General features: G+C 60.4%; 12 protein-coding genes and 1 pseudogene. 4 read left to right on the top strand and 9 right to left on the bottom strand.

Annotated features, from left to right (window positions below):
• The 3 genes and pseudogenes from ATN38_RS00590 to ATN38_RS00580 all read right to left on the bottom strand — a co-directional run.
• A pseudogene (locus ATN38_RS00590) lies at positions 1–1,069 on the bottom strand (Flp pilus assembly complex ATPase component TadA); the annotation flags it as partial.
• Entirely contained in the window at positions 1,066–1,863 is a 798-nt protein-coding gene (locus tag ATN38_RS00585; RefSeq protein ID WP_003944225.1) for a hypothetical protein, read from the bottom strand. The gene ATN38_RS00585 and the pseudogene ATN38_RS00590, both read right to left, overlap by 4 nt.
• A gap of 6 nt (positions 1,864–1,869) precedes the next feature.
• On the bottom strand, positions 1,870–2,574 hold the full coding sequence (locus tag ATN38_RS00580; protein ID WP_003944215.1) for an SAF domain-containing protein: 705 nt from the start codon (positions 2,572–2,574) through the stop codon (positions 1,870–1,872).
• Positions 2,575–2,810: 236 nt separating this feature from the next.
• Between ATN38_RS00580 and ATN38_RS00575 the strand changes: the two genes are divergently transcribed.
• Both ATN38_RS00575 and ATN38_RS00570 read left to right on the top strand, forming a co-directional pair.
• Complete coding sequence (locus ATN38_RS00575; RefSeq protein ID WP_003944235.1) at positions 2,811–3,257, top strand: helix-turn-helix transcriptional regulator; 447 nt, start codon at positions 2,811–2,813, stop codon at positions 3,255–3,257.
• A gap of 266 nt (positions 3,258–3,523) precedes the next feature.
• Positions 3,524–4,306 (top strand): helix-turn-helix domain-containing protein, encoded by a 783-nt coding sequence (locus ATN38_RS00570; RefSeq protein ID WP_003944262.1) that lies wholly within the window; start codon positions 3,524–3,526, stop codon positions 4,304–4,306.
• Positions 4,307–4,318: 12 nt separating this feature from the next.
• Here ATN38_RS00570 and ATN38_RS00565 read toward each other — a convergent pair whose 3' ends face one another.
• From ATN38_RS00565 to ATN38_RS00545, 5 genes are all read right to left on the bottom strand, one after another.
• Positions 4,319–5,122, bottom strand: coding sequence for an alpha/beta fold hydrolase (locus tag ATN38_RS00565; protein ID WP_209922976.1), 804 nt, complete (start codon positions 5,120–5,122; stop codon positions 4,319–4,321).
• A 188-nt stretch (positions 5,123–5,310) separates the two neighbouring features.
• Positions 5,311–5,658: a hypothetical protein gene (locus ATN38_RS00560; protein WP_037131408.1), complete on the bottom strand. Its 348-nt coding sequence runs from the start codon at positions 5,656–5,658 to the stop codon at positions 5,311–5,313.
• 93 nt (positions 5,659–5,751) lie between these two features.
• Positions 5,752–6,420 (bottom strand): TetR/AcrR family transcriptional regulator, encoded by a 669-nt coding sequence (locus ATN38_RS00555; RefSeq protein ID WP_050794059.1) that lies wholly within the window; start codon positions 6,418–6,420, stop codon positions 5,752–5,754.
• Positions 6,413–7,051, bottom strand: a complete 639-nt coding sequence (locus ATN38_RS00550) for a hypothetical protein (RefSeq protein WP_003944274.1) — start codon at positions 7,049–7,051, stop codon at positions 6,413–6,415. Before ATN38_RS00550 ends, ATN38_RS00555 begins: the two co-directional genes overlap by 8 nt.
• Before the next feature lie 128 nt (positions 7,052–7,179).
• Entirely contained in the window at positions 7,180–8,451 is a 1,272-nt protein-coding gene (locus ATN38_RS00545; RefSeq protein WP_232509006.1) for a hypothetical protein, read from the bottom strand.
• 443 nt (positions 8,452–8,894) lie between these two features.
• Between ATN38_RS00545 and ATN38_RS00540 the strand changes: the two genes are divergently transcribed.
• Positions 8,895–9,359, top strand: a complete 465-nt coding sequence (locus ATN38_RS00540) for a helix-turn-helix transcriptional regulator (RefSeq protein ID WP_003944268.1) — start codon at positions 8,895–8,897, stop codon at positions 9,357–9,359.
• 66 nt (positions 9,360–9,425) lie between these two features.
• Here ATN38_RS00540 and ATN38_RS00535 read toward each other — a convergent pair whose 3' ends face one another.
• A complete protein-coding gene (locus ATN38_RS00535; protein WP_232509007.1) occupies positions 9,426–9,704 on the bottom strand; it encodes a hypothetical protein in 279 nt (92 codons plus the stop codon).
• A 333-nt stretch (positions 9,705–10,037) separates the two neighbouring features.
• Between ATN38_RS00535 and ATN38_RS00530 the strand changes: the two genes are divergently transcribed.
• Positions 10,038–10,832 carry a type IV toxin-antitoxin system AbiEi family antitoxin domain-containing protein gene (locus tag ATN38_RS00530; RefSeq protein ID WP_003944244.1) on the top strand — a complete coding sequence of 265 codons (795 nt, stop codon included), beginning with the start codon at positions 10,038–10,040 and terminating at the stop codon, positions 10,830–10,832.
• Positions 10,833–10,924: the final 92 nt, after the last annotated feature.

The raw sequence follows: 10,924 nt of genomic DNA, 5'->3' as shown, positions 1-10,924 counted from the left end.
TGATCATTTCTGCATCGACGATGAAGTCTCGACGGCCTGGGAGTTCGTCGAGGAAGAGTTCTCGTTCGGTTTCGGCGACTCCGATTCGTGTCTGGATGGGGAGTGCGTTGGCCAGGGCGCGGGCGAATGTCGTTTTGCCGTAGCCCATTCCGCCGCCGACTCCGGTCGATGCTCTTCCTCGGATGGCGCACCCGAGCATGTGTGCAAGTTCTGGGGGCATCATGAGGTGGTCGAGTGAGAGTTGTTCGAGGGTGATGTTGGTCAGGCGGTGGATGCGGATTGCGACAGAGGGCCGGATGGTGGTGTATCCGAGGACCGAAAGTCGGTGGTTGCCTTGCATGTTGAGCCGGAGGGAGGGATTGATCCTGGAGAAGGGCCTGCCGCCGTTGTCGGCTCTGGATGCGAGCAGACTCATCCATTCGAGGAGTTCGTCGCTGCTGTCGACGACGGAGTCTCTGGATTCGTAGTGTCCGTCGGGGTATTTGACGTACACGGCGTCGCCGTTGAGGTAGATATCTGTTATGTCGGGTTCTTCGACGAGGTCTTGCAGGGGTCCGAGGCGGAACTGTGCGTCGAAGATCGCCTTGATGAGGGCGTGTTCCTGGTTGAGATCGAAGGTTTCGCCTCCGGACCGGATCGTTTGTTGGACGTGGTTTTTCACCAGCCGGGTGATTGTTTCTCGCCCGTATTCGCGTTCTTCGTCTGCGGTGAAGGGAGCGACGATTTTCGTGTTCTTCGGATCGTTGAGCTCTCGGTCACGCTTGGTGCGGTGTTCGCGCAGCAGCTCGGCCGCTTCTCGCTGCAGGGTGCGGACGAGTTTTCGGTCGACTGGGATCTTCGGGGCCGCACTCCGCTGCGACTGTACGACCTCACCAGGGGCATTGTGCCGCGGCGCTGGCGGTAGGTCGTGAAGGTTGTTGGTGCGGAAGAAATCAGCGGTCTCTGCCGGCACCGGCACCACTGGTTCGGGGGCAGTCTGGGGCTGATCGGCGATTGGAAGCGTCGAGGAGAAGAACGGGAGATCGGTGATGTTCTTGTGCGTAGTCTGCGCTGTCTCGTCTGTCGTCATCGTCGGTCTCCTGTCATGGCGAGGCTGGACTTCCAGTCGGCCTGGTGGGTGGCCGCGAATTTTTCGATCTTCGGCCAGGTCGTTCGGTGCAGTGCACGCAGATACAGCGACCGACGGCGGCGCCACTTGGTCAACACCTCACCGTCGGAGAAAACCCGCGCGTCCTTCGAATCCGGGATGACCGCGATGACATCGAGTCCCGCGACCTTGGCTACTTCGTCTGCGTTGTACGGGGATTCGCCGATGAGGATCAGTCCGAGGCTTGCCGTGGACTGTGTAGCGGACAGTTGTTGACGCAATCCGTTGATCGACGCTCGCAGTGCTGCCAGTGCCGGACGAGTAGTGCGGGTGACGATGGCAATAGTCGTGGCATTGACGATCATTTCCACCGGTGAGCCGTGTTGTCCGATCCGGCCGGCGTCCACGATGACGTTGGCATCGTCGACCCCGAGTCCTGCGAGGTGGATTCCGAGTGGGCTCCAGACGGCGCGCATTGCGTCGACTTGAGCGGAATGTAGAAGGCCGGGGAGAACCGAGACCGTGGTGTCGGGGAAGGTGATCACCTCGGCGGCCAGCGCTGATTTGAGGCGTCCGTGACGGTTGGCGTCGACGAGGTTGATCAACGATTTGTCGTGGTAGCGGCCTCCGAGCAGGTATCCGGCGAGCACCGGCGAGGAGCCGATGGGGTCAGCTTCAACCAAGAGCGTGTTGCTACTCGGTGAATTCAAGGCCAGAGCTAATGCTGTCGTGGAGACCCCTGGCGCCCCGGATGCAGAGATGAGTGCGAGATACATCGATAGTCACCGCACTCGGTTGTCGAGGACGATGGACACGCGCTTCGTCGCGGCACGCGCCGCGACCCAATTCGCTTCAGCTTCCGGGACCAGCAGATTGAGAGTGGTTTCGCCCGCTTCCGCGATAACGGTCATCGAGTAGACCTGCGCCTTCGTGTTGACGGGTCCTGTGACGGGCGGATCGTCGCCCTCGCGGGGTGTGTCTACGACGCGGATCATGTCTCCGGGGACAATCGCTTCCGACGGTAGGTGTGGGTATCCCACGGTGATGCCGACCATCGTCAGGCCTTCCCCGGGTACTACCTGGTCGGTGACAGCTGCAGGCATCAATACGGATCCGGCCGGCAGACGCGTGCCGGCGCTCATGCCGATGACACGGCCGCGTTCACCTGCTGAGAGCGCACCCAGGTCCGCGTCGACGTTGACGGTCTTCACCGTGAGGTCCTTCGACTCGATGACTTGACCCTGTTGGACGTCGCGGGCGAGCACGAGGACATCCGTGGTGGCGCGCATAGCACTCACAGCGGCGAGCATCCCGATCACAGCGACGACGACAAGGGCAATGCCCACGGCCAAGTAGATCGGGCGTCGACGAACACGCGCACGGGTAGTCAGATCAGGTGGGCCATCCGGGTCTGCGCCGTTATGTGCTGGTGGTTTGTCACCGGACGAGCGGATGGAATCGATCTTTTTGGTCAGTAGGGATGCCATGTGTGGTGGTCCTTCACAGTGGACGAGTGGACGAGGTGGGCAGGTCGTACGGGGACAGTAGGACGGGACCTGGACTGGCTGGCGTCAACTGCGCTGCGGAACGGTTTGCTGCGGCTTTTCGGTGGCCGTAGGTTCGCCACAATTATTGTCAATCTTGGTGACAAATCTAAAAGCCAATCTGGGTGGCATATTAGAAGGGTTGCGGCATGGTGTCTAGCGATGGACGGACCAACCCGATGAGCCGCAACGTCCTGCGCGGCTTCGATAAAAAAGCATTCGCAGTTGCTCGCAAGGCAGCTGGCATGTCTCGTGGCGATCTCGCCCGCCTGGCTGACACGACGGCCGCGACCATCCACAATTGGGAGATCGGAGCCACGTCTCCTCAGATCGATTTCCTGGCCAGGGCTGCGAAAGTGTTGAACATCGAGATCGGCGATGTCGTCGTCACGGATCCTGAGCAGCGTTATCTGAGCGACTATCGGTGCTTGGTCGGACTTACCCAACCCCAGCTCGGCAAAGTGTGCGGGCTGACGACCACGACGATCACGCGCATCGAACGCGGTGAGATCGCCCTCACCGACAAAATCGCGGCCGCATTGACCGCAGCGTTGGGGATTTCTGAGGCGCAGGTGAAACGCGCGTATCTGAAGGCCAAGCATCGCCCGCCTGGAACGCCTGCCTGAGTCTCGCCGTACACGTGGCATGGCTATCCCCCTCTGGAGCAAACTCCGAGGTTCTCCCCGCCCCGGTGCCAGCTCGTTCTCCCTGCTGTTTCACTCTCCTGCCTGCCACGCAGCTGAGAGTCTTCTGTGAAACAGGACAGCAGGTTTGTGTGGCCGATACGAGGGTTGCCGGTACCACTAAAGAGTGTTACCTGCGAGTATTGACTTTTCGCCGCACGTTACTGATGAGTATTTGTCCCGTTACAGATGCCCGCGAAAGGTCATGCATGGACAACGTCCGCCCGCCCAACCTGGGCGATTACCTTCGCGCGTTGCGCACCAGATCCACGCCGCAGCAGCCGGGCGGTCTGACCAGGACTGAATTTGCCGCGAAACTGTACTGGAGCGTGAGCCATATCACGCAGGTCGAACGTAACGAATCTGCGCATCCTTCGGTCAAATTCCTCGAAGACGTTTCCCGAGTACTCAGCCTCGATCCGGCCCAGCGCCGACACCTGTACAACCTTGCTCGCCGCACTCAAACCGAACGGGAAACATCGACCACCCCGTGGACGATCGACCAGTACCGATCACTCGTCACACCCGAGATGCGCACGGTGATCACAGCGCTCAATCCACATTTGGTGGCCTACCTGGACGAGCGATGGAATGTCATCGAATGCAACGCTGCCTACGATCGCGCCTTTCCAGGACTTCTCGACGACGGCAATGTTTTGCGCTGGCTCTTCTCCACACCACAGTCCAAGCACGTCATGGCGGAGTGGGAAGCCGAGACAGCCTTGACGGTGAACTGGTTCCGCGCGTTGATGGGACGCTATTACAACCCTGAATGGGCAATCGAAACCCTGCAAGAACTGAGCCAGTTCCCCGCCTTTCGGCGCCTGTGGGACAAAGAGGACGTCCGATTCGGCCGGCATCAGCCATTCATGCACCTGCGCGATGCCGACACCGGCGAGGAATACCGCGTTCACGTCCAAGTACACACGGAAATGCGCGGCGACTACCCCGTCCAGATGTACTTAGGGGTACGAATCCCAGGAACGCAATAGCTGCTCGAACCTCTACAGCCAGCCGGTTTCGACCATCGTCACGAAAGCTGCGATGGTCTCGTTCACGGGCTGCGGGTGAGTCCAATTGGCCGCGTGACCTGCGCCGGGAATGGTGAGGACTGGAACTGCGAGCGGCAAATGGTCGTACAACTGTTTCGCTTTGGCCGCAGGCGCGGACATGTCGTGTTCACCGCGGACAATCAAGGCCGGCACCGCGATGGCACTCAGCCGGTCGACGACATCGTCGCGTTCGATCAAGCACTCCGCGGCCGGCCGAATCGCTCGACGATCGCTCGACGTCCACTTCTCGATCCACGGCGCCCACGACTCTCGTGAGTCTCCACCGATCAATTGCGGCGCCAGAGCTTCGACAAGCGGTTCGATCGGCGCATCGCTGCACCACTGATCGAACATGGCCCTGTATCCAGCCTTTTCGTCATCGGTGCAGGCAGATGCTTCGGTATCGAGCAGCAGCAGCGCTTGGACTCTCTCCGGAGCAAGCAAAGCAGTCCGCAGCGCGGTGTAGCCGCCCTGCGACATTCCGCCGACGATTGCTGTCTCGACTCCGAGGTCGTCGAGGACCGCGAGGGAGTCGCGAGCCAAATCCCAGTACGTGAATGCGGCACCGGGATCGGTTGTACGGCCGTGCCTGCGAGAGTCCCAGGCCACCACCCTGACCTTGCCTGCGAGGGCATCGATCTGCGGGGCGAACATCGACGAATCCATGAAGAATCCATGACCGAGCAGCAGAACGGGACCCGCTCCCCCACTGTCGGTGTAATAAATATCGGCGTCGGGCGTTCTCACGTTCGGCACGAACCTGATACTAGGGGTGACGCATTCCTTCGCCACCAGTGGCCGAGGGCGAGGACGCTGAGCGAACTGAAAGGGACACGCCCGCCTCATGCGACCGGCCCGGTGCGGCGTCCCGATGGGGAACCCGACCAGCGAGAGACGGGCTGTACCTTGAATGACCTCGTGCACCACGGGTGCGGGGCGGCTGTTTAGAAGAGATAGGGAAGCAGGAACGACGCCACGATCAGGAAGGCTCCGAGGACGACGAGAGCCGTGAGATTGCGTCTCATGCCCGCAGCCTTATCTTCGTAATACCACTTCTGGGCTAAAGCGTCGCGGCGCTCGTATTCCTCGAGTAAGTAGGAATCGCGATCGCTTGAAGGGCCTCCGCCGCTGAGAATGCGCACCAAATCGTAGCGATCGGGGCCGACGAAGCCGAGATCTTGGACTTCCCTGTCGTGGAACGATGCTGACGAGTCCGAATGTGCCATTTCAATACCTGACGCTTCCTGGTGTTCCGCAAGGCGGATTGTGACCGCGGATTCGATCCTGCTCATGTGCGAACGTGGATACGACAGTTCCTTGAGTTCCTGATGCGTACCCTAGAAATACGTTGCATTGGAACGTCTTTCGTAGGTGATGCAGTTCGGCTAGTCCGGGTTGCCGGGCAGTCCTTCAAACACGTCCGCTACCCGTGTTTGCAAATTCGGGGAGCTGACGTCAATCGACTGGATTTGGGCGCCGCCGATGAACGTCGCGCACACCTGATCGGACAATCGGTGGCTTGCGCCGCCGGCCCTTATCTCGCCAGCCTCGATGGAGCGGACAACCAATTCATCAATACTGTTACGCCACTTCCGGTATGCGCTCTTCCCCTCAGCGAGGGAGGGTTCTACAGTGAGAAGCAACCCAGCACGCAGACCAGGGTCGGCATCGATGCGGTGCGCCACCTCGCTGCAGAACCGCACCAACTGGCGGCAGGGGGAACCATCGCCAGGTTCTCCGAGAGCCGCATACTCCTCATCCACCATAGCGGACCATCGTTCGATAACCTGTTGTGCCAGTTCTTCTTTGGAGGGAAAGTGAAAGTATAGTGCACCTTTGGTGACGTTCCCGTTTTCAATGATGGCGTTGATGCTTGCCGCGGCGAATCCGCAAGCATCGAATTGGCGGGCAGCAGCGTCGACGATTTTCTCGCGAGTAATCTCCGACCGTTTTTGCCGTAGCTTTCCTTTGCCCGCGCGCCCGACGTCGGACGGGCTGGGCGAATGAATATGACCTGGACTCAACGGCTCTGATTGGACGATGGTTTCACGCATTCCCTCTCACTTTCAGCAGTGGCTTCTCGCTGCATCCTGCAGAAACAACGGAGGCGTTGGCAATCTGCCTATTGTCAGCATTGGTGCACGATTGTGCCGATCGGAGGCCCGCCTGAGCTGACTCTGTCCTCGTAACCCATTCTCCGATTGCAGTCAAAATCCAACTTTTGGACACCTCGCGGTCGACGTCCACTGCCGATGTCAGTGCCTCGAATGCCAGCGTGACGGCGACAGAGAAATCGGGGTGCGAAGTGTCCGTCGCTTCCAGCGCGATGTCGTTGACGGCAGAAAGTGCGAGGTGCAGCGCGTCCGCTGAGACCACCGCCGGGTCTTCTACCAGCACTGCAGTGGATTGGTATGCCGATATCCAACCCTGGGGGTCTAACGGATGCTGAGCGGAGGCGCGGCACATGCGGGCAACCTGCTCCAGTTCGGAGATGATCTGCTCGGTCAGGATCGGGCCGAGTCTGCCGGTCAGCCCCCACTGCGAGTCGAGGAGGTCCGCGAACCATTGCCAGCGCATCGATTCCGGTGCGTCATCGAGAGCGAGCTCGACTGTTCCGGCAGCAAGACACATCACGGCGTCGCCGGGTGTCATGGTGTTGAGTGCGGAGGCGAATGTCGTGTTCATGAGCAAGGTCCCGTCTGGGCTCTCAGGTCGAGACCGGAGATACCTGTATATGTAAGGAACGATCTATTCGTAATGCACTGTCCTGGCATGCTTTTCAGTCTTCAACGGAAATATTGCCGAGAATCGCTTCAGCCGCTATCAGCGATGTCGATCGGGCGCACGTATCCCTGCGGTTGATTCCCTCCGTCCGCCTTTCGCTGCGGCGGACCGCCAGCGTGGCCGTGAACGAATTCCTTCGTGCCGGTCCCTGAAAGGGGTCGACCGCGCAGCCGCGATGCCTGTGCGGGCGAAGGCGACAGCGACTGCGAGCACTGCTTTGCATCGTTGAAATGTTGATCAACTCCGAACAATCGACCAGTAATATTGGGGCGCAACATGTCTCGAGTGGGTTGATGGCGAATGATTCGACCACCAGTTCCTACTCCGGGGCGCCGCTTACTCAGAGTGCGCGGCAGATGGCACGCAGGCCGGATCGGTGTCGCTCCATTCTTATGCCCTGACAGAGAATCAGGCAACAGAACTCGGCCGTTCCTCACGTCGAGCACGACCGTCGCGCGAGCGCTCGATGTCGCCTCTTCCGGCGATTCTTCGTCGAGCAAGATCGGCTCCAGCTGCTGGCCCGAGTGGGCCTCGACAGGAGGCAGTTCGTCAGATTCGTCACGAACAGCGAGGACTTCAGCGGTCGTTTCCTGCGGGCCACTCTCTTCTGTCGATGAATCGCTGTCGGCAGCTGCATCGCGCGCCAGTGCGCGCCGGTAGCGGCTCAATTCGGTGACTGCCGAGTCATATTTGATGGAAAGCGTTGCAGCGAGCTCGGCAGGAGACCAACCTTTCTCGAACGCAATGCGCACGATCTCGCGTCGCTCGCAGAAGCGCAGTGGCATCTGTTCTCCACCGAGCCGGCGAATCACGACTGCCTCGTCAACGGGAACAGCTCCCGCTCCCTGGCGTGGTTGAACTCGTTCCTGACTCCGTGCCTTGGGGTTGTCGATTTCGTCGTCATCCCATCCGAGTGGCGGTACGACGCCGGCGGCGCGGGATTGTTCACGAATTTCGGCGTCCGGGCCCGGGCGCATGGACAGCTCGTCGTAGATGCTGTCGATCGCCTTCCATAGGCCACTTGGGATGAGGCTCTTGGTCGGCATCCCGGTGACGACGTTGATGTCGACGCCGAGACGCGCTGCCAAGAGTTCGTCTCCATAGCCCATTGCATTGAGTGCGCGTAGGCGCCGGTGCGCTCCCACTGCGGGGGTGAGATCGCGGCCGCGGCTGGGGTGGAAGGTGATGGAAAGTACGGCGTCGACGACACGTTGGGGTGCTGACGTCGTGGACGTCTTGCGCAACGCCCGGATGGTTGCGATGGGCAGTGTTGCGAGTTGAGCGATCAGCTCGGTTGTCATTCCCGCGCACATCAGAGCATTGAGGTGGTAGCGAACGTTTGCGAGGTCGACTGATGTATCGACGTGACGGGCAGGTGTCCAAGCCTGCCCGTCACGTCCCCCTGAACCCGATTGTCGCGATGTCTGGAACCACCCGTCGTCGCGACTGGGTGTAGTAGACCGGGCGGGGATTCCGGCTGTTTTCAGTCTAGCTACCGACGCTTGGCGTGCAGGGGAGCGGCAGTCGCGTCGGCTGCTGGGAATTTCGGACGTGCGCTGTGGTGCGGCGGTGCTGGTGGTCATCGAAGACTCTTTTCCGTCTGGCGGCTGGTCAGACCGCTGGTTCGTGGGAACCGTGGTGCGCTTCGGAAATTCGCTGGTAGCACGCGAGCAATCAGGCAATGTTCGTTTATCTTGCCACAGTATGCCCGCATGCTGTGACGGTATGCAACTATGCTGATTCCATGACGACCGTGACGCGACGAATTCTCAAAGGTTTCGACCCAGCCGCGTTGATCCGAGCAAGGACGCTCCGCAAGCTCACCCGGAGCGATCTCGCGCGGATTGCATCGGTCAGCCTCAGCGCACTCGGCAACTGGGAAGCCGGGCGAGGAACACCGCAGGTCGACACTCTCGCTCGCGTCGCCGCAGCACTGGAAGTGCCCATGGAAACCCTGATCCCCATCCCCGAGAAAGATCGGACGCTTGCCGACCTTCGGAACATCGCGGGAATCACGCAGCCTCAACTGGGCAAAGCCACCGGTATCAGCACCACAGCAATCGGCGCTCTGGAGCGTGCCGAAGTGCGTCTGGCCGCCCTCGAACCGACGCGTATCGATGCACTGATTCAGTCGCTGAACACCACAAGAGCGGGATTTGAACGTGCGTATGCAAATGCGAAGAACAGACCGCCAGGAACCCCGGCGTAGTGCCGCACACGCTTCGAAAATTACTTCGAAGGTCGCCACTCTTACCGAAATATTGTGCCGCATTTGCTATTTCACCTGATCGCCCATTCGCAGCCGCTGCTGCCGTCGACGATCCACTGCCTGGCGTAGTCCGCTGATCGCCAGAGCGATCGCTACCGCAAGGACTGCGACAACGACGATGAGCCGGCGAATATCGAGGCCAGCACCTTCCGCGCCTGGAAGGGCCAGCAAGGGCGATTCCGATGCGGCGATGATCATGTTGTGTTCGAGGAGCCAGGCTGTGGCCCTGGCCGACATGGAAGGAAGGGCTCCGACGACGACACCGAAGATCAGTGGGGCTGCCATCAGCAGGGACATTTGATCCGCGTCAGAGAGTCCTGCTGAGTTCGCCGTATTCGGGGTGGTCCGCTGGGGTTCTGACTGACTGTCGAACATGACCGATCTCCTCGTGTCGCCGGAATTGGGCTTCTACGAGTAGGAAGATCCGGTGGAGGCGTCCTGTGTGACACGCGTGGGCAAACTATTTTCGGAACCTGGGTGTCGCACGTGACGGACGCGAGGCGTCGATACGTCCTGCCGCGTTTTTTGCGTTCGACTATCGGCCACACGTGCAGCAACTGTCACCAAAACTCAATGATAGGTCGTCAAAAATTACACTTAGAGCGATATTATTGATGCATGAAAGGTGATGATCGGCTCCTGGCACTGGCAGACCTCGCCCAAGAACAGTGGGGCATGTTCACCTCAGCCCAAGCCGCCGAGTCCGGCGTAAGTGCGCAACACCTCAAGCGGCTGGCAGACCGATTCATCCTCACCCGCATCAGGCATGGCGTGTACCGGCTGACAGGGACGCCGATTCACCTCACCGATCACGTACGCGCCCAATGGCTTGCACTCGACCCGACACGCTCGGCAGCAGAGCGCATCAACAGTGCCGATCCCCGCGGGGTCGCCTCTCATCGAACGGCCGCCGACTTGAGAGAACTCGGTGACATCGATGCCGACATTGCAGAATTCACCGTCCCGCGGCGGCGCAATACACGCAGCGACGGAGTCCGTTTCCACGTCGCCGCGCTGGACCCTACGGACTGGTCCCTACTCGACGGCCTGCCGGTCACGACGACAGCAAGGACGATCGTTGACCTCGCTTCCTCTCGCACAGACGGTGGACACCTCGCGGGAGTGGTGTGGGATGCACTGCGCACCGACCAGGTCTCGCGAGAACAACTGGAGTCCGAACTGCGCCCATTCGCGCACCTCTACGGCGCCCCCCTCGGCGACGGAGCGGGGTTCGTCGCCGCCCTCATCGACGACGTCGCCGCCTCGAACCTGATGGCCATACCGACCGAGGCACTGCAAGAGAAAGCCGCCACCACCGGCGAGGACGCGCACAGGCACGGTGTCCTGAATATTCTGCGTGATCCTGCTCTACCTGCCGCGATTCGTGCACTACGGAAACAAGGAATTCTATAGTGTCACAACATTATTAGACGTCAAAAGCACTTCATAGCGCGGCGCTGTCAGACCGTCGACATTGCTGCGGCACGTGGCGCGAGGAGGTTACT

This window comes from Rhodococcus sp. FH8 (assembly GCF_019266085.1).
GTDB lineage: Bacteria > Actinomycetota > Actinomycetes > Mycobacteriales > Mycobacteriaceae > Rhodococcus_F > Rhodococcus_F qingshengii.
The sequence above is the reverse complement of the archived record's forward strand: the minus strand, read 5'-3'. Positions and strand labels throughout refer to the sequence as shown.